This is a genomic window from Pseudonocardia autotrophica, assembly GCF_003945385.1.
Taxonomy (GTDB): domain Bacteria; phylum Actinomycetota; class Actinomycetes; order Mycobacteriales; family Pseudonocardiaceae; genus Pseudonocardia; species Pseudonocardia autotrophica.
This window is the reverse complement of sequence record NZ_AP018920.1, coordinates 3049602-3076347: the sequence shown is the minus strand read 5'-3', so window position 1 is coordinate 3076347 and position 26746 is coordinate 3049602. Positions and strand designations below refer to the sequence as shown.

General features: G+C 72.4%; 23 protein-coding genes. 13 read left to right on the top strand and 10 right to left on the bottom strand.

What is annotated here, in order from left to right; genetic code table 11:
• From Pdca_RS14570 to Pdca_RS14535, 8 genes are all read right to left on the bottom strand, one after another.
• Entirely contained in the window at positions 1-732 is a 732-nt protein-coding gene (locus Pdca_RS14570) for an enoyl-CoA hydratase (RefSeq protein ID WP_085914356.1), read from the bottom strand.
• Positions 729-3110 (bottom strand): xanthine dehydrogenase family protein molybdopterin-binding subunit, encoded by a 2382-nt coding sequence (locus tag Pdca_RS14565; RefSeq protein ID WP_085914357.1) that lies wholly within the window; start codon positions 3108-3110, stop codon positions 729-731. The genes Pdca_RS14570 and Pdca_RS14565 overlap by 4 nt, the downstream gene beginning before the upstream one ends.
• Positions 3111-3146: 36 nt before the next feature.
• The gene (locus Pdca_RS14560) at positions 3147-3911 is read right to left on the bottom strand and encodes an SDR family NAD(P)-dependent oxidoreductase (protein WP_085914358.1); all 765 of its coding nucleotides are present in this window, start codon (positions 3909-3911) and stop codon (positions 3147-3149) included.
• Between the two features lie 9 nt (positions 3912-3920).
• Positions 3921-4718, bottom strand: coding sequence for an MBL fold metallo-hydrolase (locus Pdca_RS14555; RefSeq protein WP_085914359.1), 798 nt, complete (start codon positions 4716-4718; stop codon positions 3921-3923).
• Positions 4715-5860, bottom strand: a complete 1146-nt coding sequence (locus Pdca_RS14550) for a Zn-dependent alcohol dehydrogenase (RefSeq protein ID WP_085914360.1) — start codon at positions 5858-5860, stop codon at positions 4715-4717. The genes Pdca_RS14555 and Pdca_RS14550 overlap by 4 nt, the downstream gene beginning before the upstream one ends.
• Positions 5857-7278 (bottom strand): aldehyde dehydrogenase family protein, encoded by a 1422-nt coding sequence (locus tag Pdca_RS14545; protein WP_085914361.1) that lies wholly within the window; start codon positions 7276-7278, stop codon positions 5857-5859. Before Pdca_RS14545 ends, Pdca_RS14550 begins: the two co-directional genes overlap by 4 nt.
• The gene (locus tag Pdca_RS14540) at positions 7275-8123 is read right to left on the bottom strand and encodes an SRPBCC family protein (RefSeq protein WP_085914362.1); all 849 of its coding nucleotides are present in this window, start codon (positions 8121-8123) and stop codon (positions 7275-7277) included. Before Pdca_RS14540 ends, Pdca_RS14545 begins: the two co-directional genes overlap by 4 nt.
• A gap of 89 nt (positions 8124-8212) precedes the next feature.
• Entirely contained in the window at positions 8213-9760 is a 1548-nt protein-coding gene (locus Pdca_RS14535; RefSeq protein ID WP_085914363.1) for a class I adenylate-forming enzyme family protein, read from the bottom strand.
• 379 nt (positions 9761-10139) lie between these two features.
• Between Pdca_RS14535 and Pdca_RS14530 the strand changes: the two genes are divergently transcribed.
• Positions 10140-10757 (top strand): TetR/AcrR family transcriptional regulator, encoded by a 618-nt coding sequence (locus tag Pdca_RS14530; RefSeq protein ID WP_085914364.1) that lies wholly within the window; start codon positions 10140-10142, stop codon positions 10755-10757.
• Complete coding sequence (locus Pdca_RS14525; protein WP_085914365.1) at positions 10754-11344, top strand: TetR/AcrR family transcriptional regulator; 591 nt, start codon at positions 10754-10756, stop codon at positions 11342-11344. The genes Pdca_RS14530 and Pdca_RS14525 overlap by 4 nt, the downstream gene beginning before the upstream one ends.
• Positions 11345-11374: 30 nt before the next feature.
• Here the strand turns inward: Pdca_RS14525 and Pdca_RS14520 are convergent, their stop codons facing one another.
• A complete protein-coding gene (locus tag Pdca_RS14520) occupies positions 11375-11833 on the bottom strand; it encodes an Lrp/AsnC family transcriptional regulator (protein ID WP_085914366.1) in 459 nt (152 codons plus the stop codon).
• A gap of 110 nt (positions 11834-11943) precedes the next feature.
• Here Pdca_RS14520 and Pdca_RS14515 point away from each other — a divergent pair, with 110 nt between their 5' ends.
• From Pdca_RS14515 to Pdca_RS14475, 9 genes are all read left to right on the top strand, one after another.
• On the top strand, positions 11944-13350 hold the full coding sequence (locus tag Pdca_RS14515; RefSeq protein WP_158092230.1) for a pyridoxal phosphate-dependent decarboxylase family protein: 1407 nt from the start codon (positions 11944-11946) through the stop codon (positions 13348-13350).
• Between the two features lie 303 nt (positions 13351-13653).
• The gene (locus Pdca_RS14510; RefSeq protein ID WP_158092231.1) at positions 13654-14415 is read left to right on the top strand and encodes a Crp/Fnr family transcriptional regulator; all 762 of its coding nucleotides are present in this window, start codon (positions 13654-13656) and stop codon (positions 14413-14415) included.
• A gap of 107 nt (positions 14416-14522) precedes the next feature.
• Positions 14523-18110: an indolepyruvate ferredoxin oxidoreductase family protein gene (locus Pdca_RS14505; protein WP_085914369.1), complete on the top strand. Its 3588-nt coding sequence runs from the start codon at positions 14523-14525 to the stop codon at positions 18108-18110.
• 1 nt (position 18111) lies between these two features.
• Positions 18112-19461 carry an enoyl-CoA hydratase/isomerase family protein gene (locus Pdca_RS14500; protein WP_085914370.1) on the top strand — a complete coding sequence of 450 codons (1350 nt, stop codon included), beginning with the start codon at positions 18112-18114 and terminating at the stop codon, positions 19459-19461.
• Entirely contained in the window at positions 19461-19889 is a 429-nt protein-coding gene (locus tag Pdca_RS14495) for a thioesterase family protein (protein ID WP_085914371.1), read from the top strand. The genes Pdca_RS14500 and Pdca_RS14495 overlap by 1 nt, the downstream gene beginning before the upstream one ends.
• A complete protein-coding gene (locus Pdca_RS14490) occupies positions 19886-21568 on the top strand; it encodes an AMP-binding protein (RefSeq protein ID WP_085914372.1) in 1683 nt (560 codons plus the stop codon). The genes Pdca_RS14495 and Pdca_RS14490 overlap by 4 nt, the downstream gene beginning before the upstream one ends.
• Complete coding sequence (locus tag Pdca_RS14485; RefSeq protein ID WP_085914373.1) at positions 21565-22896, top strand: MFS transporter; 1332 nt, start codon at positions 21565-21567, stop codon at positions 22894-22896. Before Pdca_RS14490 ends, Pdca_RS14485 begins: the two co-directional genes overlap by 4 nt.
• A gap of 66 nt (positions 22897-22962) precedes the next feature.
• Entirely contained in the window at positions 22963-23406 is a 444-nt protein-coding gene (locus Pdca_RS14480; RefSeq protein WP_085914374.1) for a nuclear transport factor 2 family protein, read from the top strand.
• A gap of 46 nt (positions 23407-23452) precedes the next feature.
• Complete coding sequence (locus tag Pdca_RS14475) at positions 23453-24076, top strand: TetR/AcrR family transcriptional regulator (protein ID WP_232021572.1); 624 nt, start codon at positions 23453-23455, stop codon at positions 24074-24076.
• Positions 24077-24509: 433 nt separating this feature from the next.
• On the opposite strand, the gene Pdca_RS14470 is transcribed toward Pdca_RS14475, so the two are convergent.
• Entirely contained in the window at positions 24510-24842 is a 333-nt protein-coding gene (locus Pdca_RS14470; RefSeq protein ID WP_085914376.1) for a Dabb family protein, read from the bottom strand.
• Positions 24843-24965: 123 nt separating this feature from the next.
• Here Pdca_RS14470 and Pdca_RS14465 point away from each other — a divergent pair, with 123 nt between their 5' ends.
• On the top strand, positions 24966-25940 hold the full coding sequence (locus Pdca_RS14465; RefSeq protein WP_085914377.1) for an LLM class flavin-dependent oxidoreductase: 975 nt from the start codon (positions 24966-24968) through the stop codon (positions 25938-25940).
• Between the two features lie 20 nt (positions 25941-25960).
• The gene (locus Pdca_RS14460; protein WP_085914378.1) at positions 25961-26743 is read left to right on the top strand and encodes an enoyl-CoA hydratase-related protein; all 783 of its coding nucleotides are present in this window, start codon (positions 25961-25963) and stop codon (positions 26741-26743) included.
• Positions 26744-26746 lie beyond the last annotated feature (3 nt).

The window sequence follows — 26746 nt, the reverse complement described above, 5'->3', positions numbered from 1 at the left end:
TCATCTCCCTCGGAACACCGGCGGGCGCTTCTCCGCGCGGGAGAGGCGCCCCTCGGCGAAGTCGCCGCTGGCCCAGCAGGCCTCGAAGGCGGCGTCGAGCTCGGTGGCGACATCACCGGCGAGGCCGGGCTCGAACACCTCGCCGAGTACTCGCTTCGTGTAGCCGACGGTCAGCGGTGCCAGGTCGGCCATGCCGGCCGCCCAGTCCAGGGCGTCGTCGAGGTCGCCCGGCCGGTCGGCGAGTCCGCAGGCCAGCGCGGCGTCGGCGTCGATCGGGTCGCAGGCCAGCAGCATCCGGCGTGCGGCGCCGTGACCGGCCAGCAGCGCGAGCCGCCTGATCGTCCAGGGATCGACGGCCAGTCCGATCCGGGCCGTGGGCACGGCGAAGCGTGCCGCGGGGCTCACCACGCGCAGGTCGGCCGCGATCGCCAGCTGGGTACCGGCCCCGATCGCGGCACCGTGCACGGCGGCGACGACCGGAACCGGCGCGGCGGTGACGGCGTGCAACATCCGGTAGAGCTCGTCGCGGAACCCGGCGGTGTGCACCTCGTCGAGGTCGGCGCCCGAACAGAAGCTCCGGCCGTTGCCGGTGAGCACGAGAGCGCGGGCCTGCGCCGCCGACGCCACGGCGGTCCGGATCCGCTCGCACAGCTCGGCGGTGAGGGCGTTGTGCTTGTCCGGCCGGTCGAGGGTCAGCACCGCGACGCGGCCGCGCCAGGAGAGTTCGATCATCGCTGGAGCTCCTTCCAGACCCGCGCCGGGCTGACCGGCAGCTCGTCGACCTCGATCCCCAGCGCATCGCGCAGCGCCCCGGCGAGTACCGCGTTCGGGCCGAGTGTTCCGCCCTCACCCACTCCCCGGACCCCGAGCGGGTTCGCGGCCGGCCGCGAGACGTGGCCGATGACCATGTCGGGGACCTCGGCGCTGGTGGGCATGAGGTAGTCCAGCAGCGTCCCGGTCGAGAGGTTCCCGTCGTCGTCGTAGACGAGATGCTCGTAGAGCGCACCCCCGATGCCCTGGGCGATCGAGCCGGCGATCTGCCCGTCGACGATCTGCGGGTGCAGGGCGCGGCCGGCGTCCTCGACGCAGACGTAGGACAGGATCCGCAGCTCGCCGGTGGCCCGGTCGACCTCGATCGCGGCGACCTGCGCCCCCGCCGCGAACGCGCCGCGGATCGGGTCGTAGAAGGTCGTCGCATCGAGGCCGGGCTCGATCCCGTCCGGAAGGCGGTTCGACTCCAGGTAGGCGACCCGCGCGACCTCGGCGACGGTGATCTGCGGCTTCGTGTCCCCGACGACATAGATCTCGCCGTCGGCGATCCGCAGGTCCGCCTCGGCCGCCTCGATCAGTCCGGCGGCGAGCGTGATGATCTTCTTCCGCACCGCGGTGCCGGTGTTGTGCGCGGCTCCCCCGCCGATCACCGCCTGGCGGGAGGAGAACGCGCCGAAACCCCACAGGGACTCGTCGGTGTCGCCGATGCGGACCTCGACGTCCTCGTACCGGACGCCGACGGCGTCGGCGACGATCTGGGCGACCGTGGTCTCGAGCCCCTGACCCTGTGAGGTCACCCCGGACAGGACGGTGACCCCGCCGTCCGGGTTGACCCGCACGGTGCAGGCGTCGTGGCCGGTCCGGAACGGCATCCGGGGTCCGGCGCTGGCGGCCCGGCCCAGCCCGGTGAGCTCGTTGTAGACGGCGACCCCGATCCCGATCGGGGACCCGCCGCTCTCCCGGCGGCGGCGTTGCTCGGCACGGACGGCGTCGTAGTCCAGGGCCTCGAGGGCCTTGTCGAGGCACTCGCCGTAGTGGCCGGAGTCGTCGATGAGCCGGGACGGCATCCGGTAGGGGACGTCGTCCGGAGTGATCAGGTTGCGGCGGCGGATCTCGATCGCGTCGATGCCCAGCTGCGCCGCCGCCGCGTCGAACATCGTCTCCATCGCGAACACGCTCGCCGGGCGCGCGACACCCCGGTAGGGCCCCGACGGCGCCGTGTTCGTCGCGACACCACGGACGGTGCACCGGTAGTGATCCAGCCGGTACGGCCCGGAGAGCAGCCCACCGGCCATCAGCGGCTCGATGCCGGCCGTCCACGGGTACACCGAGTAGGCACCGACGTTGCAGGTCACGTCCGCGTCGACGGCCAGGAGCGTCCCGCCGGCGTCGAATGCGGCCGTCATCAGGTACCGGTGGTCGCGGGCGTGGGTCGCGGCGAGCAGGTGCTCGGCCCGGTCCTCGACCCACTTCAGCGGGATGCCCGGCATCTCCCGGGCCATCAGGCACAGCGCGAGGTCCTCCGGGTAGAGCACCGCCTTCACGCCGAACCCGCCGCCGACGTCGGGGGCGATCACCCGGACCTTGCTCTCGGGCAGACCCATCAGCTCCGCGATCATGTTGCGGGCGATGTGCGGGACCTGGGTGCCGTTCCAGAACGTCAGCTTGCCGTCCGCGGCGTCCCACACGGCGACCCCGGCACGGCACTCCATCGGGTTGCCCGCGTGCCGGTTGGTGGTCAGCTCCCGCTCGACGACGACCGCGGCGGAGGCCAGGACGTCGTCGACGCCGCCGGTGTCGAAGGTCCGCTCGAGCAGGACGTTGTCCGGTGCCTCGGCGTGCACGGGTGCCGACGGCGTCTCCCAGGCACAGACCGTCGGAGCCAGCGGCTCGTAGTCGACCGTGACGAGTTCCAGGCCGTCCTCGGCCCGGTACCGGTCCCCGGCGACGACGGCCGCCACCGCCTCGCCGGCGAACCGGACCTTCTCGTGGGCCAGTACCGGCTGAGCGGTCTCGACGTAGGAGGGCAGCGCGGACTGCGCGCGCAGCTCGACGTGGGCGAAGTCGGCGCCGGTGAAGACCCCGAACCCGGCCTCGCGGGCGGCCGCGGTGTCGGTACCGGTGATCCGGGCGTGGCCGTAGGGGCTGCGCAGGAACGCCACGTGCCGCATCCGCGGCAGCTCGACGTCGGTCACGAACCGGCCGTGCCCGGTGATCAGCCGGTGGTCCTCCTTGCGCCGCACGTTGCGGCCCAGGGAGCCGGCCCGGGTGGTGTTCTCGTCGACGGCGCTGTCCTCGACGACCACGCTGTCCTCGTCGACCACGGTGTCCTCACTCATCGGTCCTCCTCGCTGCAGCGTGCCGGATCCGTCCGGTCAGGGCATCGCATAGCCGCCGTTGACCGACACGACCTGCCCGGTCGTCCAGGACGACAGCGGTGAGGCGAGCAGCAGCACCATGGGGGTGATGTCGTCGGGGTGGCCGAACCGGCGCAGCGGGTAGGCGGAGAGGATCTTCTTCATCGTGTCCGCCTCCGGGGTGCCGGCGTGGGCGTCGAAGTTGTCGGTGCGCACCAGGGCCAGCGACACCGCGTTCGCGCGGATCTTGTGCCGGGCCAGCTCCTTGGCCAGCGACCGGGTCAGGCCGACGGTCGTGGAGCGCGCGGTCGCGGTCACCAGCAGTCCCGACTCGCCCACCCGCCCGGAGTCGCCCATCAGGTTCACGATCGACCCGGCCTCGCGCTCGGCCATCCGGGTGGCCACCGCGTGGGTGAGCTGCAGGGTGCCGGTGACCGTCACGTCGACCTGCGGCGCCCAGTCCTGCGGCGTCGACTCCAGGAAACGCTGCTTCTTCGTCACGGCGGAGTTGTTGACCAGCACGCAGATCGGGCCGAGCTCGTCCTCGGTGCGCGCCACGATGGCGGCGACCGCGTCGGCGTCGCGCAGGTCCCCGCCCACGGCGATGGACCGGACGCCGAGCTCGGCGGCCTCGGCCGCGGACTTCTCGGCCCCCTCGGCGGAGGAGTGGTAGTGGAAGGCGACGTTGGCGCCCTCCGCGGCGAACCCGAGGCCGAGGGCGCGACCCAGCCCCTGGCCCGCGCCGCTGATCAGGACGTTCGTCCCGGTGAGCTGAAGATCCATGAGGTGCTCCTAGACGATCTGCTGGAAGGTGCGGTTGCCGAAGGCGGTGACGACCCGGCCGAACCGCAGCCCCGGGAAGTGGGCGCCGACGACGACGTCGGTGGAGTCCGCGACCTCGTCGGCGACGGCGTTGCGGACCGCGCGGGCGGCGACCGGGTCGACGTCGAAGACCGCCTCCCAGTCGCGCTCGTGCAGCTCGACCACCGAGTGCACGACGTCGCCGAGCAGCAACGCGCGCTCGTCGCCGTCGGCCACCACCACGACGGTGGACCCGGGGGTGTGGCCGGGGGTGTGCCGCGTGCTGAGACCGGGGGCGAGCACGGTGTCGGCGCCGAAGGTCTCGAGCCGCTCGGTCAGCGGCGTGAGCTTGCGGACGGCGCCCGGTTCGGCGTCCGGGGAGTCGACGAAGTGTGCCCAGTCCGCCTCGTGGACCCGGTAGGTCGCGTTCGGGAAGACGATCGCGCCCTTGCGCGTGGCCCAGCCCACGTGGTCGAAGTGCAGGTGGGTGAACACGACGTCGGTGACGTCCTCGGGGGCGACGCCGTGGCCGTGCAGCGAGTCGAGGAACCGTCCGCCGGCGTACCGGCCGTTGTCGATGGTGCCGACGCCGGCGTCGACCAGTACCGTCCGGTCGCCGGTGCGGACCAGGAACCCGCCGAGGTCGAGGTGCAGCGTGCCGTGCTCGTCGAGCTGGTCGCCGTGACAGGCCCAGGCGTCCGGGACGCCGGGCCGGGTCAGCACCTCGGCGGCCGGTTCCCGCCCGGTGCCGTCGAGCACCGGGAGGACCTGGATCGTGCCGATCTTCATGCGCCGTCACCGCCCGGGGTGAGCAGGGTGCGGACCCCGCGGCCGGCCTCGAGTTCGGCGAGGGCGTCGCCGACCGACTCGAGCGGGCCGTGACCGGTGACCAGACCGCGCAGGTCGAGCTGCCCGGTGCGGACCCACTCGAAGAACGTGGGCATCTCCGTCGCCGCGTCGACCGAACCGGCGACGCAACCGCGCAGGGTGCGGGCGAAGTGGAACAGCTCCAGCGCGGAGAACGAGACCAGGTCGTCCTTCGCGCCGATCCCGACGACCGTGGCGGTCCCGCCCCGGCGGGTGAGCGACCACATGTCCCGGATCGTGCGCGACGAGCCCACGCAGTCGAAGGCGTGATCGGCGCCGCGGCCCCCGGTCAGCGACCGGACCGCCTTCCTGGTCCCCTCGTCCGCGGGCACGAAGTGGGTCGCCCCGGCGGCGGAGGCGAGCTCGGCCTTGTCCGGGTTGCGGTCCACCGCGATCACCGTCCCGGCGCCGGCGAGCCGCGCGCCCTGCAGCACCGACAGCCCGACCCCGCCGAGCCCGATGACCAGGACCGACGCCCCCTGCTCGACGCGAGCGGTGTGGGTGACCGCGCCGACGCCGGTGGTCACCGCGCACCCGAGGAGCGCGGCGTCGACGGTGTCGATGTCGTCCGGCACCGGTACGACGGCGGCGCGGGGCAGGACGGTCTGCTCGGCGAACGAGCCGACGGTCAGGCCCGGATGGACCGGCAGGTCGTCCTCGGTCAGCGCGTACGGCTCCCCCGCCCGCGACGAGCCGCTCTCGCACAGGTGCGGCTGCCCGTGGGTGCAGGCGAAGCACTCCCGGCAGGGGGTGATCCACAGCAGGATGACCCGCTGCCCCGGCGCCAGGTCGGTCACCGCGGAACCGGTCTCGACCACGGTGCCGCAGGCCTCGTGCCCGAGGACGGCGGGCAACGGCTGGCCGAGCGTGCCGTTGGCCAGGGACAGGTCGGAGTGGCAGACGCCGGTCCGGTCGATGCGGACCCGGACGTCTGTGCTGCCGACCGCCCGGAGCCGGATGGTCTCGACGACCATCGGCGTACCGACCTCGCGCAGCACCGCGGCCCGTGTCCGGTGCGGGAATCCGGCCTCGGACCGGTCCACCGCGGCAGTCCGGGCGCTCATCGCTGCACCGCCTTGGTCTCGCACACGTCGGCGATGCCGTGCTCACCGATCTCCCGCCCGACACCGGACTGCTTGTAGCCGCCGAACGGCGCTGCGGGGTTGAACCCACCGCCGTTGACGTCGACCTGGCCGGTGCGCAGCCGCCCGGCGACGGCGAGTGCGGTGCCGTCGCCGCCCCACACCGCGCCACCGAGGCCGTAGATGCTGTGGTTGGCGATCCGGACGGCGTCGTCGTCGGAGTCGGCGGCGAGGATCGACAGGACCGGGCCGAAGACCTCGTCCTGCGCGAGGCGCGAGTCCGGATCGACCCGGGAGACGACGGTCGGGACGACCCAGTGCCCGCGGTCCGGCAGGTCGACGTCCCCGGTCACCGTGACCGCCCGGTCGCCGCCCGCACCGGGGACGAGGAACGACTCGACCTCCTTGCGCTGCCCGGCGGAGATCAGTGGGCCGAGGCGCCCGCCCGGGGTGTACTTCGCGGCGGCCGCGGCGGCGAGCTCCTCCACCTCGGCGAGCCGCTCCCGGGGTACGACGAGACGCGACAGCGCCGTGCAGGTCTGGCCCCCGTTGAGGAAGCAGTTCGCGACGGTCACCTTCACCGCCGTCGCGAGCTGGTCGTCGGTCGCATCGGCCAGGACGACCGAGGCGGACTTGCCACCGAGCTCCAGGGTGACGCACTTGACGGTCTCCGCGGCGGCCGCGGCGATCGTCCGGCCGACCGGGGTCGATCCGGTGAACGACACCTGGTCGACGCCCGGGTGGCGGGCCAGGAGGTCGCCGACGACCCGGCCACTGCCCGGGACCAGGTTGAACACGCCCGGCGGGAGGCCGGCGTCGTCGAAGGCCCTGGCGAGAGCGAAGGCGGCCAGCGGGGTGAGCCCGGCCGGCTTGAGCACCACGGTCGCACCGGCGGCCAGCGCGGGGACGACCTTCACCACGACCTGGTGCAGGGGCAGGTTCCACGGCGTGATCGCGCCGACGACGCCGACCGGTTCGCGCAGCACGATCGAGTTCCCGAGCTCGCTGCGGAAGGGGAACCTCTCCAGCGCGTCGAGGGTGGCGTCGACGACGGCGATCGGGACGTCGACGTGCAGGGCGCGGGCCGGCTTCGGCGGCGAGCCCTGTTCCCGGTTGATGATCGTCGCGAGCTCGTCGGCCCGGTCGGCGAGGATGTCCCGGGCCCGGCGCAGCACCGCGGCCCGCTCCCCCACCGGCGTCGTGGCCCATCCGTCGAACGCCTCGCGCGCGGCGGCGACCGCCGACCCGACGTCCTCGGCGCCGGCCTGGGTGACCACGCCGGTGATCTGCTCGGTGGCGGGGTTCTCGACCTCGAGATCGGCTCCGCGGCCGGCGGTCCACTGCCCGCCGATGTAGAGGTGGGGCTCGCGCAGGACGTCCTGCTGGGCGATGTCGGTCATCGGCTCTCCTCCGGGAGACGGATGTGGGTGCCGGGCAGGACGAGCTGGAGGACCGGCGCTCCCGCCTGCCCGGCGTGGCGTGGCGGGCCCGGGCGCCGCCGGGCGCGCCCGACGAGCACTCCGAGCACGAGCCCGAGCAGGGCGGTGCCGAGGGGAAGCGCGTGCCGCCGGGCCAGCGACCCGACGACCGCCCCGACGACGCCGCCGCCGGTGGCGAGTAGATCGAGTGGCTCGGCCTCCTGCGGTGCACGCCGCTGCGCCGGTCCGGTCACCGTCGGTGCCGGGACGCCCGGCGCGGCTCCGGCCCGGCCGGCAGTACCGTCACCGGCTCCGGCTCGGCCGTCGGCGGCCGGGTCGGCGGCCGGGTCGACGGCCGGGTCGACGGCGCTGCCACCGGTGGAGCCGCCGGCCATCTCCGCCTCGAGCCGGCGGGCGAACCGGCCGATCAGCTTGCTGCTGACGTCGGAGATCACGCCTCGGCCGAACTGGGCGACCCGCCCGGCGAGATCGAGGTCGGTCACGACGGCGACCTCGGTACCGGAGCCCTGCTCGCGCAGCCGGATGTCGATGGTCGCGGCGGCGTTGCCCTGACCGCCGACGTCGCGCCCCTCGGCCCGGATGACGGCGTGGCGCGCCGCGTCGTCGCGCTCGGTGAACCGGGCGATGCCCTCGTAGCGGGCGGTCACCGGTCCGACCTTCACCGCGACGGCGCCGCGGTAGGCCTCGCCGTCGACGCCCAGCATCGTCGCGCCGGGCAGGCACGGGGCGACCCGTTCGAGATCTGTGATCACCGCCCAGGCCCGGTCCACGGGCTCGGAGACGGTGAACGTGTGCGTCAGGTCCATCCTGCGCGCTCCTTACTAACTAACGCTCTTTAGTCACTGTAGGACATGGTCGGCTCCAGGCCAACCCGGCTCGGGTCACCGCGACGGACTCAGCCGCCGAGCTGCTGCCGGAGCCGGAAACGGAGGATCTTGCCGGAGCCGGTGCGCGGAATGGTCCGGCATTCGACCAGCCGGTCGGGAACCTTGAACGACGAGAGCCGCCCACGTGCCGAGTCCAGGACCGCGGCGTGATCGAGCGGCTCCGGCCCGGCGGGGACCACGAAGGCGACCGGCACCTCGCCGAGCTGTGGATGCGGGACCCCGACGACCGCGACGTCCTGCACACCCACGGCGCCCGCCAGCGCCTCCTCGACCTCGGCCGGATAGATGTTCTCCCCGCCCCGGATGATCAGCTCCTTGGTCCGGCCGCTGATCCGCAGGTAGCCGTGGGTGTCGCGGCGGCCCAGGTCGCCGGTGCGGTACCAGCCGTCGACGAGCACGGCGGCGGTCGCCTCCGGCAGGTCGTGGTAGCCGGGGGTGACGTTCGGTCCCTGCACCCACAGCTCCCCCTCCTCCCCATGGCCGACGTCCGTGCCGGTCCCCGGATCCACGAGCCGCACGGTCAGCCCCGGCAGCGGCAGTCCGCAGGAGCCCATCACCCGGGTCCCCGTCGGCCAGTTCATCGTGACCATGGTCGAGGTCTCGGTGATCCCGTAGCCGTCGAGCAGCGGGACCCCGAACGCGGCCTCGAACCTCTCGGTGACCGAGGCCGCCAGGATCGCGCCGGCGGACACGCAGAGCCGCAGTGCCGGGGCCTCCAATCCGCGGTCGCCGACCCGGTCGAGCAGGTAGTGGAACATCGTCGGGACGCCCGGGAACACGGTCACGTCGCCCTCCGGTCCACCGGACAACCGGGCGGCGACGTCGGACACCGAGAACCGCGGCAGGATCCGCTCGCTCGCACCGACGGCGAACACCCCGAGCACGCACAGCACGAGCGCGTAGGAGTGGAACAGCGGCAGCGCGCTCAGCACCACGTCGTCCGGGCCGAGGCCGGCGATCGGCGCCCAGCAGGCGGCGACCACCCAGAAGCACCCGCGCTGGGTGAGGTACACGCCCTTCGGGCGGCCGGTGGTGCCCGACGTGTAGAGCATCCAGGCGACGTCGTCGAGCCCCAGGCAGTCCCGGGGCGGCTGCGCGGCGTCGGCACCGACGAGATCGGCGTAGCCGAGTTCGCCGGCAGCGGCCGCCCCGCCGACCACGATCACCGCGAGCAGATCCGCCCCGGCCGCCAGCTCGCGCACCACCGGCAGGCGTTCGGGATCGGTGACGACGATCCGCGCGCCGCTGTCGGCCAGAATGTGAGCGACCTCCGCGGGGGCGGCCTGCGGGTTCGCGCAGACGGCGACGGCGCCGGTGCGCGGGATCGCGAGGTACGACTCGGCGACCTCGACCCGGTTGTCGAGGTGGAGCAGGACGCGGTCGCCGGGCTCGATCCCGAGTTCCTGCATGTGACCGGCCAGCCGCGCGGTCGTGCGGGCCAGTGCGCCGTAGGTGATCGTGCGGTCGTCGTCGGCGAAGGCGATCCGTTCGGGCCGGGCCGCCTCGTGGACCGCCATCAGCTCCGCCACGGTGGCGATGTACTCGGTCCTCAGCATCGATGCACTCCTTCCTTCCCGGTCGTGCCCCGGTCAGCGGGCGCGCAGGGGCCGGGCGACGCGCTGCGCCGGAGGGCGCGCGGCCCCGCCGGCACCGAGGCCGGTCCGGGAGCCCGTTCCCGCCCGCAGACACGAGGCCCGTCGAGGTGGCGACAGGCCGCGTCGACTAGCTAACGCTCATAAGTTGACGTTCGACAACGTAGACTCCCGGCCGGGGGTCGGCAATCCCCTGCACCGCAGGCACGGCGTCACGGAGTCGGCCGCCCGTCCCGGCGCATGGGGAGCGCGCGGGCGTCGGGGCCGCGAAACTAGCCGGCGTTAGCATGAGCGGCGAGACCCCGGCCGACCGGCAGCACCCGACAGATCCGAGGTGGTGGACATGGCGCCAGCCGATGTGCGACGCAGCGGGCCACGGACCGATCGGACGGCCGTCACCACCGAATCGGTCCTCGACGCGGCACTGACCCTGTTCGCCGAGCGTGGCTACCACGGCACCGCCGTCAGCCAGGTCGCCGCCGCGCTCGGGGTGCGCACCCCGAGCCTCTACAACCACATGTCGTCCAAACAGGAGCTGCTGGAGACCCTCGTGGGGCGGACCCTCGACGACGTGCACGCCGAGTTCGACGAGGCCGTCGCCGGTCTCGACACCCCCGCCGACCAGCTGCGCGCCGCGGTCCGGGTCTACGCCCGGCGCCACGCCACCCACCGCCGCGAGGCGCTCGTGGTCAACCGGGACACCACGAGCCTGCCGGAACCGGCGCTGAGCCGGATGCGCCAACGGCGCCGCGACCACGAGACCGCGGTCCGCGCCGTCATCTCCCGCGGCATCGAGGACGGTTCGTTCTCGGTCGGCAACGCCGGACTGGCGTCCTTCGCGATCCTGGAGATGAGCGTCAGCATCGCCCGCTGGTTCCGGGAGGACGGGCCCCGGACCGCCGAACAGGTCGCCGACGAGTACGCGGAGTTCGCCCTGCGGGTCGTGAGGTTCCGCCCGTGACGGCCGCGCGGGAGAGCGTGAGCAACGCGGCCGTCGTCGATGCCGCGCTGACCCTGTTCGCCGAGCGCGGCTACCACGGCACCGCGCTGAGCCAGATCGCCGAGGTGCTCGAGGTCCGCACACCGAGCCTCTACAACCACATGCGGTCCAAGCACGAGCTCCTGGAGACGATCGTCGGGGACACCGTCCGCGGCGTGCTCGACGACTTCCGGCGCGCCACCGAAGGACGGGACGATCCACTGGACCGGCTCTACCACGCCGTCCTGGTGTACTCCCGCCGGCACGCGACGCACCGCCGGGAGGCGATCGTGGTCAACCGGGACACCTCGAGCCTGGCCGAGCCCGCGCGCTCGGCCATGCAGGACCTGCGCCGCGAGCACGAGCACGCACTCCGTTCGATCATCGCCGACGGGATGGCGGCCGGGCGGTTCTCGGTCGACTCCCCCGCGCTGGCCTCGTTCGCCATCCGCGAGATGTGCGTCAGCATCGCCCGCTGGTACTCCGACGACGGCCCGATCACACCCGAGCAGGTCGCCCGGGAGTACACCGAGTTCGCCCTGAGCATCGTCGGAGCACGGTCGAGCTGAGCCCGGCCGTCGCGGGGGCGGGTGGCGCGCTCAGCGCAGCGGTGAGTGCCCCGGGGACTGCTTGACCACCTTCATGATGATCTGCGACGTGGTCGTCGCGACGCCGGGCAGCGCGGTCAGGCGTTCCATGTACAGCTGCTCGTAGGCCTCGAACCCGCTGACCGCGACGTCGAGCAGGTAGTCCGGGTTCCCGAACATGCGCCGGCAGCCGACGATCTCGTCCACTTCCCCCACGGCCGCCTCGAAGGCCTGGACGGTGTCGCGTCGCTGATCGGCCATGTCGACGTGGACCAGCAGGCGGAGGCCGCGGCCGAGCGCCGCCTGGTTCACCGCCGCGTGATAACCGGTGACGACTCCGGCGTCCTCCAGGGCCCGGACCCGCCGCAGGCACGGCGACGGGGACAGCCCGACCCGCTGGGCCAGTTCGGCGTTGGAGATCCGGCCGTCCGCGACGAGATGATCGAGGATTGCGTGATCGATCCGATCCATGGCAGATGATGCTATCGGCGCGGGGTGTCGGGGCAGAAGTCGGCACCATCCACCCCGATAACGCACATAACATCGACCCCGCACGACAGCGAGCTGCACGGGGAGTGACGATGAGCCTGATTCTCGACGACGCCGAGCGCCGCCGGGCGAACGATCTGCTCGCCCGGTTCCTGGACGGGTACGAGCGGAACCTGGACGACACGCCGATCGTCCCCGAGATCGACCGGGACACCCTGCAGGAGCTGATGCACGAGGGGTTCCCGGCCACCGGTACCGGCGTGGAGGGCTTCTTCCGCGATCTCGACGAGCGCATCGTCCCCAACTCGACCGCGGTGTCGCACCCGCGGTTCCTCGCCTACGTCCTCGGGCCGCCCACCGGGATCGCCGCCTACGCCGAGGCGGTCGCGGCCACCCTGAACCAGAACTGCAACTTCTGGCAGCTCTCCCCCGCGGCCAGCGTGATCGAGCGAACCGTGATCGGCTGGCTGGCGAGCCGGTTCGGGTTCGACCAGGAGCGCGCGGGCGGGATCCTCACCGGTGGGGGCTCGATCGCCACGCTCAACGCCCTGACCGTCGCGCTGCACGCCCGCCGGCCGGACTTCCGGGCGACGGGCCTGCAGGCCGGCCGCGCGCCCCTGGTGCTCTACACCTCCGCCGAGGCGCACCGGTGCGTCGACAAGGCGGCGGGGATTCTCGGCATCGGGCTGGACCACGTGCGGCACATCCCGACCGACGATCGCCTGCGGATGCGCGTCGATCTGCTGGCCGAGGCTGTACGGGCGGACCGCGCGGCCGGCCTCGAACCGTTCTGCGTCGTCGCCACCGCCGGAACGGTGACCACCGGATCGGTCGACCCGCTCGGTGAGATCGCCGATCTCGCCGAGGCCGAGGACCTGTGGCTGCACGTCGACGGGGCGTACGGCGCGTTGTTCGTCCTCGCCGAGCCGGTCGCGGAGATGTTCCGCGAGATCCGCCGCGCCGACTCCGTCGCCCTGGATCCCCACAAGCTGCTGTTCGCCCCGCTGGAGGCGGGCTGCCTGCTCGTGCGCGACGCCGCGACGCTGCGCGCGGCCTACGCCTACTCCTCGTCGTACCTCACCGTCGCGCAGGACCCACTGATGCACGACTACATGGACCACGGCCCGCAGCTGTCCCGCAGCTTCAAGGCCCTCAAGATCTGGGCGGCGCTGCGGACGTTCGGCACCGACGCGTTCGGATCGGCGCTGACCGGAATGCTGGAGCTCGCCGGGCACCTGGGCAGGCGGGTCACGGCCGAGCCGGGTCTGGAGCTGATGGCGCCGGTGACCCTGACCGCCGTCTGCATCCGCCTGCCGGGACTGTCGGGGCCGGAGCACACGACGCTGCTGGCCCGGCTCGCCGAGGAGGGCACCGCCCTGCTGGGCCCGGCGGTCGTCGGCGGTGCGCACGGGATCCGGGTCTGCATCACCAACCACCGCACGACCCGGGCCGACATCGACGCGATCGTCGACCGCCTCGCCGAGCTGTCGCGTGCCTGAGCGCCTGAGCGCCTGAGGTGTCACAACACGCTCTCACCGGTGCACCCGATCGCCGGCGCGGTCCCGCGGTCTCAGGCCCCCCAGCCGAAGACCGCTCACCAGGTGAGCGAACTCCGACCACACACCCCCCGGAGCCACCCGGCCCCTCGACGCCCGCCCCACCCGGGCGCCGGGGGACCCGTCTGTCGACGGGAACCGCTCACCTCGTGAGCGAACTCCGACCACACACCCTCCCCGCCGCTCCGAGCCCGGCCCGCACCGGTGGCGCGCGAGGGTCGCCGACGACTAATGAGCGCTAGTACGATGACGGCGTCCGTCGACGACGCCGGGGGCCCCATGTCACAGCAGCGTGATCCACACGTCCTCGTCGGAGTGGCGCGGCCGGCGGCGGTGTCGATCACCTCGCCGTTCCTGCTGACCGAGGAGCCCTCGATCGCCCAGCAGATCGCCTCGCTGGGCGAGGCCCGCCGCTTCCGGGCCGGCGAGTTCGTCTACCGGCAGGGCTCCCTGTCCGACTACTTCTACCAGGTGATCGAGGGCCGGCTGCGCATCTACCTGACCCGCGCCGACGGTTCCGAGCGCGTGCTGTCCTACGCCGAACCGGGCGCGGGCATCGGGGAGTCGACGTGCTTCGACGGGCTCCCCCGCTACGCCTCCTGCGTGGCCACCGTCGACAGCCGTCTGGTGGCCGTGAGCCGCCGCGCGGTGCTCGAGGCGGGCCGGCGCGAGCCGGAGATCCTGATGGAGATCACGCGGCGGATCTCGCGGAAGGCGCGGCTCTTCGCGATGCACATCGCCGCCGACGGCCTGCCGGCCCGCGGCCGGGTCGCCCTCATCCTCGATCACCTCGTCGAGGCCTACGGGGTGCGCTGCACCGAGGGAGTCCGACTGCGCACCCGGTACTCGCTCGACGAGCTCGCCCTGATCCTCGGCGTCACCCGGGTGACCCTGAGCCGGGAGCTCGCCCGCCTGATCGGCGAGGGGCTCGTCCTCCGCCGGGGCCGGGAGATCATCGTCCCCGACCTGGCCGCGCTGCGCGCGGTCGCCGGTGGCTACCGCCCCTGACCTCCGTCCGGCCGGAAATCCCGTCGATCGGTATCACGCGTTACCGATCGGATCGCCCGGAGTCGTCAGTCTTCGCTCGTCCGCACCGACGACGACGTGGAGCACTCATGACGACAGTCGATGCCGGCCGCATCGAGACGCCGCTCCAGGCGGGCACCGTCTCGCTGGGCGACCGGTTCCGGCTCGAGAGCGGCAGGACCTTCCTCACCGGAGTCCAGGCGCTCGTCCGCGCACCGCTGGACCAGGCACGCCGGGACCGGCGTGCGGGCCTGCGCACCGGTGGGTTCATCACCGGGTTCCCCGGTTCCCCGCTCGGCGGCTACGACCTCACGCTGCAGCAGAACCGCGAGCTGCTCGACGAGCACCACATCGTCCACCGGATGGGCCAGAACGAGGAACTCGCCGCCGCGGCCCTGATGGGCACCCAGCTGCTGGAGCGCTACCCGCACAGCCGCTACGACGGCGTCACCGGATTCTGGTACGGCAAGGGCCCGGGGCTCGACCGCGCCGGCGACTCGCTGCGGCACGGGAACTTCGCCGGGACCACCCGGCACGGTGCGGTGGTCGTGCTCTCCGGCGAGGACCACGAGGCGAAGAGCTCGTCGCTGCCCTACGAGCAGGAGTACGCCTTCGCCCACGCCGGGATCCCGGTGCTCTACCCCTCCTCGGTCGAGGAGTTCCTGAGCTACTCGGCGCACGCGGTGGGCATGTCCCGCTACTCGGGCTGCTGGGTCGCGATGAAGCTGATCGGTCAGCTCTGCGACGGCGGTCAGACGGTCGATCTCACCCCGGAGGGGCCCGCGATCGTCACCCCCGAGTTCGAGATCGACGGGCGCCCGTTCCGCAAGTGGCAGGACCACGCGTTCTTCCCCGGGTCGGTCGTGGAGACCGAGCGGCACGTGTTCACCGAGCGCCAGCCGGCGGCCACGGCCTACGCGCAGGCCAACGGGCTCGACCGGATCCCGGTGCGCGGCGAGCACGACACCCTCGGGCTGCTGACCGCGGGCAAGAGCTACGCCGACACCCTGCAGGCGTTGCGCGATCTCGGCATCGGCACCGACGACCTGCGGGCGGCGGGTGTCCGGCTGATCAAGATCGGTGCGATCTATCCGCTGGACTCCGCCTTCGTCCGCGAGGCAACCCGGGGTCTCGACGAGGTCGTCGTCGTGGAGGAGAAGCGCCCGATCCTGGAGGACGCGGTCAAGGTCGCCCTCTGCAACACGGCCGCGGCGCCGCGGGTGCACGGCAAGCGCGATCTGGAGGGCCGGGTGCGCTTCGCCGAGTACGGCAGCCTCGACGCCGATGCCGTCGCGGTGGGGCTCGCCCCGCTGCTGCGCCCCCGCCTGCGCGAGCAGATCGTGCTCGACCGGCGCACCGAGGAGCTCACCGCGGTGCGGGAACGCGACTACTCCTCGACCTCGAAGCGCTCGCCGAACTACTGCTCGGGCTGCCCGCACAACGTCTCCACGGTCGTGAGCGAGGGCCAGGTGGCCTGGGGCGCACCGGGCTGCCACATCTTCGCGGCGGTGATGGAACAGCCCGAACGCCGGATCGACGCCACCTTCCCGCTCGGTGGTGAGGGCGTCGGGTGGATCGGGCTCAGCCCGTTCACCGACATGAAGCACGTGATCCAGAACCAGGGCGACGGCAGCCTGTTCCACTCCAGCTACCTGAGCATCCGCTGGTCGATCGCCGCGGGCGTGTCGATGACCTACCGGATCCTCTACAACGGCGCGGTCGCCAACACCGGCGCCCAGGAGCCGATCGGCCGGTCCGAGGTCCCGAAGCTGGCCCACCTGCTCGCCCTGGAAGGCGTCACGAAGATCGGCATCGTGGCCGAGGACCCGGCCGTCTACCGCCGGGCGGACCTGCCCGCCATCGCCTCGGTGCACACCGCCGGGGAGGTCCAGGACGTGCTCGCCGAGCTCGAGCGGACCGACGGCGTCACGATCTTCCTCTACGACGGTGAGTGCGCGAACGAGCGCCGCCGTCGCCGGAAACGGGGCACCGCGCCCAAGGCGACCACCTTCGTGATGATCAACGAGGACGTCTGCGAGAACTGCGGCGACTGCGGCGAGGTCACCAACTGCATGTCGCTGCACAAGAGCGACACCGAGTTCGGGCCGAAGACCACCGTCCACCAGTCGTCCTGCAACCAGGACCACTCGTGTCTCAAAGGCGATTGCCCGTCCTTCCTCACCGTGCACAGCGAGGAGGGCTTCGCGACCCCGGCCTACACCCCCCTCGGGGCCGACGCGGTGCCCGAGCCGGACCGTCCGCCGCTGGACCGGCCCTACCACGTCTTCGTGCCGGGCGTCGGCGGCACCGGCGTGCTCACCCTGAACTCGATGCTGGCCTGGGCCGCGCTCGTGGACGGGGCCGAGGCGGTCAGCTACGACCAGACCGGGGCCGCACAGAAGTGGGGCGCCGTGCTGAGCAGCCTGGTGCTGAGCCCGCGCGGACAGCGGACCGACTCGAACAAGGTCGGCGTCGGCCGGGCGGACCTCTACCTGGCCGTCGACGCGATGGCCGCGGCGGATCCGGTCAACCTGGACCGCTGCTCACCCGAGCACACCGCGGCCCTGGTCAACTCGGGGCTGCTGCCCAGCGGCGAGATGATCCGCAACAGCCGGCTCGACGTGCCGGTCGACCCGATGGTCGACACCATCTCCCGGTTCGCCGCCCGGACCGTCGCCGTGGACGCCCGTGCCGTCGCCGAGACCGTGTTCGGCGACTACATGGCCACGAACATGGTGGCCGTCGGCGCCGCCTACCAGGCGGGGCTGCTCCCGATCTCGTCGGAGGCGATCGAGGAGGCGATCCGGCTCAACGGCACGGCCCGGGAGCAGAACCGGCAGGCGTTCCGCTACGGGCGGCTCGCCGTGGCCGACCCGGCCCGGGTCGCCGCGCTGGTCTCGCCGCCGCCCCGCGACGCCGAGCAGGAACGTGCGCACGCCCGCGACCGGCTGCCCGCCCGCGACCGCGGCGGTTACGACGCGCTCGTCGCCCGGGTCGCGGACCTGGCCGAGGAGGACCGGCGGCTGCTGGCGGTGCGGATCGGCGAGCTGATCGCCTACCAGGACACCGCGTACGCCGGCCGCTACGTCGACGTGGTGTGCGACGTCGCGCGACGCGAACGGGAGCGCACGGGCGGACCCGCCGGCCTGCCGATCACCCGCGAGGTGATCCGCAACCTGCACACGCTCATGGCCTACAAGGACGAGTACGAGGTCGCCCGCCTACACCTGCGGGCGAGCCGGGAGCAGCGGGCGTCGGGCCGCTTCGCCGGACCGGTGCGGATCTCCTACCACCTGCATCCGCCGATGCTGCGCGCGATGGGCATGACGAACAAGATCGCACTGCCGGCCCGGGTGGCCGATCCGGTGTTCGCCGTGCTGAGCCGGCTCAAGCGGGTGCGCGGCACCGCGTGGGACCCGTTCGGCCGCGACCGGGTCCGCGTCGAGGAGCGCAGCCTCGTCGACTGGTACACCGACCTCGTCCGGACGGCGATGGACGCGCTGAAGCTGCAGAACAAGGCCGCCGTCCTGGACATCGCCCGGCTGCCGGAGGGCATCCGCGGCTACGAGGACATCAAGCTGCGCTCGGCCGCCGAGGCCCGCGAGCGTGCGGAGGTCCTGCGCGGCCGGCTGCACAACACCCTGTCCCTTCCCCTGCTGACACAGACGGAGCGCTGACATGGCCGACACCCCAGCCAGCCCGATCCAGCTGACCCGAGACCTCGACAAGGACACCGCCCTGGTCTCCGAGCTGTTCGCCGACCTCGACGGCGAGCTGGCCGGCCTCCCCGCCCGCCCGGAGCGCACCGAGCAGCAGCAGGCGGCCGCGTCGGCGATCCTCGACCGGGGCCGCGCCGCCCGCGAGGACTACCTCGCGGTGCACGTCGCCGCCCTGTACGACACCCTCACCGACGGCCGCACCCGGACACTGCGCGTCGCCGAGCTGGCCTACGCCGCGGCCGATCTCGTCCCCGGCCTGGTGCCCACCCGGGAACGGATCGCCGAGGAGCGGACCCACCCGCAGAAGGACAAGGAGGGCTGGGAGCAGGACCAGGGCATCCTGATCTCCCACGTCCTCGACGACCCGGTCGCCGGGCACCACCTCATGCACGCGATGGCGCAGCCGCTGCCGGAGGCACTCGAGCTGCTCGACGAGCTGCGCCGCACCGACCGCGTGGACCTGGGCACCAGCCTGGTGGAACGCCGCGGCAACGTCGGGCACCTGACGATCCAGCACCACAAGTACCTCAACGCCGAGGACGACGAGTCCACCCGCGCCATGGAGATCGCGACCGACCTGATCCTGCTCGACGACCGGATCGACATCGGCGTGCTCCGCGGAGCCGAGTCCCGGCACCCGAAGTACTTGGGACGGCGGGTATTCGACGCCGGGGTCAACCTCACCCGGCTCTACCACGGCGAGGTCTCGCTGATCGAGTTCTTCATCGAGCGCGAGCTGGGCCTGATCACCAAGTGGTTCCGGGGGCACTCGCTGGGCGACGGCCGGGTGTCGGTCGTCGAGCGCCGGCACGAGAAGCCGTGGATCGCCGCCGTCGACACCTTCGCGATCGGAGGCGGCTGCCAGTTCCTGCTGGTCATGGACCGGGTCGTCGCCCGCTCCGGCGCATATGTGAACCTGCCGGCGCGCCGCGAGGGGTTCCTGCCCGGCTGCGGCAACATGCGCCTGCCGCGCTTCGTCGGCGAGAAGGTCGCCCGCCAGGGGATCTTCTTCAACCGCGACATCTACGTCGACTCCCCCGAGGGCCGCCAGATCGTCGACGACCTGGTGGTCGACGAGGAGGGCATGCAGGCGGCCATCGCGAACGCCGTGGACGCGTTGACGGCCACCGGGCACGTGGGCGTCAACGCCAACCGCACCCAGATCCGGGTCGCCGCCGAACCGCTGGAGACCTTCCGGCACTACATGGCGAACCTGGCCATCGGCCAGGCGCGGTGCATGTACTCGCCCGCCATCATCCGCAACCTGGAGGCGGCGTGGGACCCGAAGCGCCGGGGCGGTGTGAAGTGATGCCGCCGGAGCGCCCCGCGCCCGCCGATCTCCCGCCCGGCTCCGTCGAGCACCGGGTGACGGTGGCGGACTGCGTCGCGCGCGCCGGTCACCACGTCCTCGGGACCCCGTCGGTGGTGCGGCTGCTCGAGGAGGCGGCGTCGGCCGCCGTCGCCCCGCTGCTGGGGCCCGGCCAGGACTCGGTCGGGTCCACCGTGGACATCGTGCACCTGCGCCCGACCGTGCTCGGCCAGCTGGTGACGGCCACGGCCGTCGTCGTGGAGATCGACCGCAGGCGGATCACGACGACCGTCGAGGCGTTCGACGACGTCGAGCGGATCGCGCACGGCCGGCACGACCGCTTCGTCGTCGACGGCGGGTCGTTCGGCACCCGCCTCGGGGAGAAGGCGGCCCGGGCCGGCGCCGAGCCCGGGAGGGTGCCGCGATGACCGGCCCGTCCTACGCGCGCGGATCCACCCGGCGGCCGCTGCTCGACGAGACCATCGGGCAGAACCTGCGCCGCACGGTCGAGCGCTGCGGCGACCGCACCGCGCTGGTGGACGTCGAGCTCGGGACCCGCGCGTCCTACGCCGAGCTGTGGGAGAGCTCCGGCCGCGTCGCGGGCGGGCTGCTGGCCCGCGGAATCGGCCACGGCGACCGGGTCGGGGTGTGGGCGGCGAACCGCCACGAGTGGGTCGTCCTGCAGTACGCGGCGGCGCGCATCGGCGCGGTACTGGTCGCGCTGAACCCGACCTACGAGCGGGCCGAGCTCGGCCAGGCGCTGCGGCACTCGGGCACCCGGCTGCTCTTCCACGCCGCGCGGTACCGCGGGACCGACTGCGCCGAGCTGGTCGCCGACGTCGCGACGACGTGTCCCGAGCTGCAGGGTGCGGTGACCTTCGAGCGGGACTGGGCCGAGTTCGTCGCCGCGGAGCCCACCGGGGTCGCGGCGGCCGAGCAGCGGGTCGATCCCGGCGACCCGGTGGCGATCCAGTTCACCTCCGGCACGACCGGCCGGCCCAAGGGCGCCACCCTGACCCACCACAACCTGCTCAACAACGGCCACCTCGTCGGCGCGCAGGCAGGGTTCACCGAGCAGGACCGGATCTGTGTGCCGGTACCGCTGTTCCACTGTTTCGGGATGGTGCTCGGCACGCTGGGCGCCGGCTCGCACGGTGCGGCGCTGGTGCTGCCCGGGGGCCCCTTCGACGCCCGGCTGACGCTGGCGAGCATCGTCGCCGAGCGGTGCACGGCCGTCTACGGCGTGCCGACCATGTTCCGCGCGCTGCTCGAACACCCGGACCTGGCCGGCTCGGACGTCGGCTCGCTGCGCGGCGGGCTGATCGGGGGCGCACCGTGCCCGCCGGAGCTGCTGGCCTCGATCCGCGACCGGCTGCACGTCCCGCGGCTGTCCACCGTGTGCGGCATGACCGAGACCTCGCCGATCTCCACCCAGACGCTGCCCGACGACCCGCCGGACGTGCGGGACCACACCGTCGGACGGCCGACCCCGCACATCGAGGTCACGATCGTCGACCCCGCCACCGGCCGGGTCGTGCCCGTCGGGACACCCGGCGAGCAGTGCACCCGCGGCTACAGCGTGATGCGCGGCTACTGGGCGGACGACGGGGCGACCGCCGAGGCGATCGATCCCGCGGGCTGGATGCGCACCGGCGACCTGGCCGTCATGGACGAGCGGGGGGTCGTGACCGTGGTGGGACGGATCAAGGACGTCATCATCCGCGGCGGGGAGAACATCCACCCCGGCGAGATCGAGGAGGTCCTGCGCGGCCATCCGCAGGTCAGCGACGCCCAGGTGATCGGCGTCCCGCACGACTACTACGGGGAGCAGGTGATGGCCTGGGTCCGGCCGAATCCCGGCGCCGAACCCGCCGTCCCCGAGCTCGTCGAGTTCTGCACGGGCCGCATCAGCCGGTCCAAGATCCCGGCGCTGTGGCGCCTGACCGACTCCTTCCCCACCACTGCCAGCGGAAAGATCCAGAAGTTCCGGATGCGCCGGATCGCGATCGACGAGCTCGGCTCCCCGGAGCCGCTCGCGACCGTGCCGGCCCACACCGGCCACGGTGACCTCCCCGCGGTGACGATCCCTACGGAGCCCCGACCATGACCACCACCGGCGCGACGCAGCGCAACCCGATGAGCCGTGTCGCCTTCGCGAGCATGACCGGCACCGTGATCGAGTTCTACGACTTCTTCATCTACGGCACCGCCGCGGCGCTGGTGTTCAACAAGGTCTTCTTCCCCGAGCTGGGGGCGGCCGAGGGAACCCTGCTGGCGCTGGCGACCTTCGGCGTCGCGTTCGTCGCACGACCGTTCGGGTCGGTCCTGTTCGGACACTTCGGCGACCGGATCGGCCGGAAACGGACCCTGGTCACCACGTTGCTGCTCATGGGGTTGTCGACCGTCGCGATCGGGCTGCTGCCCTCGACCGGCGCGATCGGCGCCCTCGCACCGATCCTGCTGGTGGTCCTGCGGGTCCTGCAGGGCCTCGCCGTCGGCGGCGAGTGGGCGGGCGCGACGCTGCTCACCGCGGAGAACGCACCCAAGGCCAAGCGCGGGAAGTACGCGCTGTACCCGCAGCTGGGGCCGTCGGTCGCGTTCTCCCTCGCCAGCGCCACCTTCCTGATCACCGCGCTGACCATGTCGGACGAGGCGTTCCTCAGCTGGGGCTGGCGGCTGCCCTTCATCGGCAGCGTCCTGCTGATCGGGGTGGGGCTGTTCGTCCGGCTCCGGATCGAGGAGTCGGACGCGTTCGAGGCGACGAAGGCGTCCGGCTCGGTGGCGAAGCTGCCGGTGCTCGAGGCGGTCACCCGCCAGCCGCGCGAGGTGTTCCTCGGCGCGTTCGTCACGACGACCGTGTTCGCGTTCTTCTACATCGGCGTGACCTACCTGACCACGTACGGGACCGCGGTGCTGGAGCACCCGCGGACGACGGTGCTCGCGCTGGGCATCATCGGCGGCGCCGTCTTCGCCGTCACCACGATCATCGGCGCGGTGGCCTCGGACCGGCGGGGGCGCAAGCGACTCGTGCTCGCCGGCAACCTCGCCTCCGTGGCCGTCGGGCTGATCGCCTTCCCGATCCTCGACATCGGCACGGTCTGGTCGTTCGGGCTCGGGTTGTGCCTGGTGCTCGGGGTGGTCGGCATCGCCTACGGACCCGTCGGCGCGATGCTCCCGGAGCTGTTCCGCGCGCAGTACCGCTACACCGGGGCCGGGTTGGCCTACAACCTCGCCGGGGTGCTGGGCGGCGCGGTGACACCGCTCGTCGCCACCGCGCTCGTCGCGTCCTACGGGAGCACGGCCATCGGCTTCTACCTGGCGTTCCTGGGCCTGGTCAGTGCGCTGTGCACGCTCGGCCTGCCCGACACCCGGAACGTCGAGATGGTCACCGCCACCTCCGGGACCGCCGGCGGTCGTCAGGGCGCGGCCCGGTGACCTCCCGCGTACAGTGGCTATCATCTGGTTATTGACCAACCACTAACCTATCTCTCGAGGTGCCCCATGGCCGGAACTCCCGCTCAGCACGCCGTCTCCGAGCACCTGCGCCTGCTGTCGTCCGGCCGACTGGAGGAGTGGGTCGACCTCTTCTCCACCGACGGAGTCATCGAGTTCCCGTACGCACCGGTCGGCGTCCCGGCCCGGGTCCAGGGCCGGGACGCACTGCTCGACCACATGTCCGGCTTCCCGGAGACCTTCGATGTCGAGTTCGTGGACCTGACGTTCCACGACACGGTCGACCCGCGACGGGCAGTCGCCGAGTTCCGCTCGACCGGGTGGGCGCTGCCGACCGGAAAGCCGTACGAGCAGACCTGCATCTCCGTGGTGTACACCGACGACACCGGCAGGATCACCCGCTACGTCGACTACTGGAACCCGCTGGTCGCCGTCGAGGCCCTCACTCCCGGACCGGGACCCACCGGGACGGCGGTGGACTTCGGGGCGTGACGGGCCGGCCTGCTTGACTGGTTCCATGCCCGCAGCCGGTAGCACCGTGAAGAGGGACGAGCGACGCCGAGGTGTTCTCGAGGCCGCCGTCACCTGCTTCGCCCGCAAGGGCTACTACGGGACGTCGACGCAGGAGATCGCCGAGCGGGCCGGCATCTCACAGCCGTACGTGTACCGCCTGTTCGCCACCAAGCAGGAACTGTTCGCCGGAGCCGTGGACCTCGTCTCGGACACCATGTCGAACGCTCTCACCGGGCACGTCGCCCGGCAGCCCGCCGGGCCACGGTCACCCGCGGAGGCCCTGCGTGTCGCCCGCACGGCATACGGCGCGCTGATCGAGGACCGGGACGTGCTCATGTTCCTGATGCACGCCAACTGTGCCGCCGACGAGCCGCTGGTGGGCGACGCGGTGCGGGCGTGCTACGCACGACAGGTCGAGCTCGTCCGCGAGCTCATCGGTCCGGACGAGACAGCCGTCCGCCAGTGGTTCGGAGCCGGGATGCTCGACAACGTCGTCGTCGCCCTCGACCTCACCGGCATCGACGAGCCGTGGGCCCGCACGCTCAGCGGATCGACTACTTCCGGCTCGCCCGCCGCCCGATCCCTCACCGACCGCGACTCCCGCGGTGGCGACCGGTCCCCGCCCCTCGGGCCGCCCGGTTCGCCGTGACGAGCCCGGCCACCACCGGAGCGCAGAGCACGAAGATCGAGATCGTCGACACCGAGATCATGACGAGACCGCTCGACCACCCCGTGGCGCGAGGCCAGGACCGGACAGCCGAGGCACACGAGGATCAACACATAGCCCATACCCGCCGTCGCGAACATCCACGGGGCCGCCGCCCGCATGCCGACCCGCCATGCCTCGTCCGACGCCACGGCCGCCTCGGCCGAGCCGCCGGGAGTCCTCCGCCTCAGCAGCGTTCCGGCACGTGCACGGTGCCCGCTGTAGTGGGACAGCACGGAGATCACCAGCAGCAGGACGACGTCGATCACATAGGCGGCCGGCACGGCCCCCCTCCCCCGGGACCCCACTCACCCCGAGTGTGGCCGGCCCGAGCCCGACGACGCGAGCGCCCCTCGGCACAGCCCCGTCGAGCCGGTCAGTCGTCGTCCCCGACGACGAACTGAACACTCTGCGCGGACCGGACGTGCTCCCGCGGCACCGCGAGGTGGGCCGGGTGGATCAGGTATCGCCGGAAGTCCTCGGCGTTCGCGAACTCACTGACGACCGCGTAGTCGGCGTTCGTCGCACGCTCACCGAGGTCGACCCCCTGCCGGGTGCGGAACGGAACGTCCATCTGGCTCGGCAAGCGGGCGATCGCGTCCCGGAACGCCTCGACGTCCGCGGGATCGGCCGTCTCCGTGAAGGTGAGCGTGAGGCAGTGCACGAGCATGTCGACCTCCATGTCGAACCGGTGAGCAGTGATGGACATTATCGCCACAACAGCACGCTGAGCAGCAAGCCGACAGGTCAATACTAGTTATTCGTGGTTGACACACTGCGGCCGGCGCCCCTAACTTGCAGCTCCCGACACCTACGACCGGGAGACCCGACAATGAAGCTGGGATGCTCGTTCGCCACGTCGCTGGAGACGCCGGAGCACATCCGCATCGCGGAGGAGCTCGGCTACGAGAGGGCGCTGTGCTACGACTCGCCCGCGCTGTACCCGGACGTCTGGATGATCTTGAACCGGGCGGCGGAACTGACCGACCGGATCGTGCTCGGCCCCGGCGTGCTCGTCCCGAGCCTGCGCCACCCGATGGTCACGGCATCGGCGATCACCACCCTGGTGCACACCGCAGGCCAGGACCGGGTGCTCGTCGGGGTCGGAAGCGGCTTCACCGGTCGCCTGGCCATGGGCAGACCACCGGTTCCGTGGGTGCAGGTGCAGCACTACACCGAGGTCGTCCGGGCGCTGCTGCGCGGGGAGCAGGTCGAGTGGGAGGGCGCGCTCATGCAGCTCATCCAGCCCGACGAGCGGTTCGGCCCGGCCCTGCCGATCACGGTCGGATGGGGCGTCGCCGGTGAGGGCCCGAAGGGCACGCGGGTCGCGCGGGAGCTCGGCGCGGAGCTCTTCCGGATCACCGCCCCCGAACCCGGCTTCGCCGCCCAGATGATGATGGTGATCGGCACCGTCCTCGACGAGGGCGAGGACCCGGGCTCCGAGCGCGTGATCGACGCCGCGGGCCACGGCGCCGGTCTGTTCCTGCACTGGGCCGTCGAGCACGGGGTGATCGACGAGCTGCTCGGCGAGCAGGGACACGTGTGGGCCGCGGCCTACGACCACATCCCCGAGAACGTCCGTCACATCGCGCTGCACGATCGGCACGTGGTCGGCGTCAACGACGTCGACCGCCCCTTCGTGACCGGCGACGTGATGACCGCGGCCGGACTCGCGCTGACCCGTGACCGGTGGCGCGACCGGTTCGCCGAGCTGGAGAAGGCCGGATGCGACTGGGTCCACTTCCAGCCCGCGGGCAGCGACGTCCCCCGTGAGCTCGAGGCGTTCGCCGCCGCCTACCACCGCTGATCGAGGAGAACCCGACCACCGTGACCCCTTCGACCGATCTGCAGCTGCTCGACTGGCAGCTCGACGGCCCGGTCGCGACCGTGTGGCTGAACCGGCCACCGGTCAACGCGACCGACCAGCAGCTCTACCGCGAGATCCACACCTTCTTCCGCGACGTGGAGCACTACCTCCCGCAGGCCCGGGTGGTGGTGCTCGCCGGGCGGGGCAAGCACTTCTGCGCGGGCAACGATCTCGCCGAGTTCCGGACCCTCGACCCGGACAACGCACCGGAGCAGCTCACCCGGGCCCGGGAGGCGTTCTGGGCGATCTACGACTCGCCGTACCCGGTCATCGCCGCGGTGCACGGGGTCGCCGTGGGATCCGGCCTGGCGATCGCCGCCTCGTGCGATCTCGTCGTCGCCGCGGAGGGCGCCCGGTTCGCCACCCCCGAGGTCAACGTCGGGGTGCTGGGCGGAGCGAAACACCTCTCGCGGCTGGTCCCGCAGGGGATGGTGCGGCTGATGCACTACACCGGCGATCTCTACCCCGCCGAACAGCTGCTGCCCTACGGCGGCATCGTCACGATCACCACCGAGGACCGGCTGCTCGACACGGCCCGCGAGCTGGCCCGGTCGATCGCCCGGCACAGCCCGGTCACGCTCCGGCTGGCCAAGCGCAGCCTCAACGGCATCGAGTACCAGGACCTCAAGTCCGGTTACGAGTTCGAGCAGGGCAAGACCCGTGAGCTCTCGGGTTACGCGGACTCCAAGGAGGCCGTCAACGCGTTCCTCGAACGCCGCGATCCGGTCTACACGGGGCGGTGATCC

Coding starts and splice junctions, on each gene's coding strand:
- Pdca_RS14570 (WP_085914356.1), bottom strand. CDS start 732: ATGATCGAACTCTCCTGGCGCGGCCGCGTCGCGGTGCTGACCCTCGAC.
- Pdca_RS14565 (WP_085914357.1), bottom strand. CDS start 3,110: ATGAGTGAGGACACCGTGGTCGACGAGGACAGCGTGGTCGTCGAGGAC.
- Pdca_RS14560 (WP_085914358.1), bottom strand. CDS start 3,911: ATGGATCTTCAGCTCACCGGGACGAACGTCCTGATCAGCGGCGCGGGC.
- Pdca_RS14555 (WP_085914359.1), bottom strand. CDS start 4,718: ATGAAGATCGGCACGATCCAGGTCCTCCCGGTGCTCGACGGCACCGGG.
- Pdca_RS14550 (WP_085914360.1), bottom strand. CDS start 5,860: ATGAGCGCCCGGACTGCCGCGGTGGACCGGTCCGAGGCCGGATTCCCG.
- Pdca_RS14545 (WP_085914361.1), bottom strand. CDS start 7,278: ATGACCGACATCGCCCAGCAGGACGTCCTGCGCGAGCCCCACCTCTAC.
- Pdca_RS14540 (WP_085914362.1), bottom strand. CDS start 8,123: ATGGACCTGACGCACACGTTCACCGTCTCCGAGCCCGTGGACCGGGCC.
- Pdca_RS14535 (WP_085914363.1), bottom strand. CDS start 9,760: ATGCTGAGGACCGAGTACATCGCCACCGTGGCGGAGCTGATGGCGGTC.
- Pdca_RS14530 (WP_085914364.1), top strand. CDS start 10,140: ATGGCGCCAGCCGATGTGCGACGCAGCGGGCCACGGACCGATCGGACG.
- Pdca_RS14520 (WP_085914366.1), bottom strand. CDS start 11,833: ATGGATCGGATCGATCACGCAATCCTCGATCATCTCGTCGCGGACGGC.
- Pdca_RS14515 (WP_158092230.1), top strand. CDS start 11,944: ATGAGCCTGATTCTCGACGACGCCGAGCGCCGCCGGGCGAACGATCTG.
- Pdca_RS14510 (WP_158092231.1), top strand. CDS start 13,654: ATGACGGCGTCCGTCGACGACGCCGGGGGCCCCATGTCACAGCAGCGT.
- Pdca_RS14505 (WP_085914369.1), top strand. CDS start 14,523: ATGACGACAGTCGATGCCGGCCGCATCGAGACGCCGCTCCAGGCGGGC.
- Pdca_RS14500 (WP_085914370.1), top strand. CDS start 18,112: ATGGCCGACACCCCAGCCAGCCCGATCCAGCTGACCCGAGACCTCGAC.
- Pdca_RS14495 (WP_085914371.1), top strand. CDS start 19,461: ATGCCGCCGGAGCGCCCCGCGCCCGCCGATCTCCCGCCCGGCTCCGTC.
- Pdca_RS14490 (WP_085914372.1), top strand. CDS start 19,886: ATGACCGGCCCGTCCTACGCGCGCGGATCCACCCGGCGGCCGCTGCTC.
- Pdca_RS14485 (WP_085914373.1), top strand. CDS start 21,565: ATGACCACCACCGGCGCGACGCAGCGCAACCCGATGAGCCGTGTCGCC.
- Pdca_RS14480 (WP_085914374.1), top strand. CDS start 22,963: ATGGCCGGAACTCCCGCTCAGCACGCCGTCTCCGAGCACCTGCGCCTG.
- Pdca_RS14470 (WP_085914376.1), bottom strand. CDS start 24,842: ATGTCCATCACTGCTCACCGGTTCGACATGGAGGTCGACATGCTCGTG.
- Pdca_RS14465 (WP_085914377.1), top strand. CDS start 24,966: ATGAAGCTGGGATGCTCGTTCGCCACGTCGCTGGAGACGCCGGAGCAC.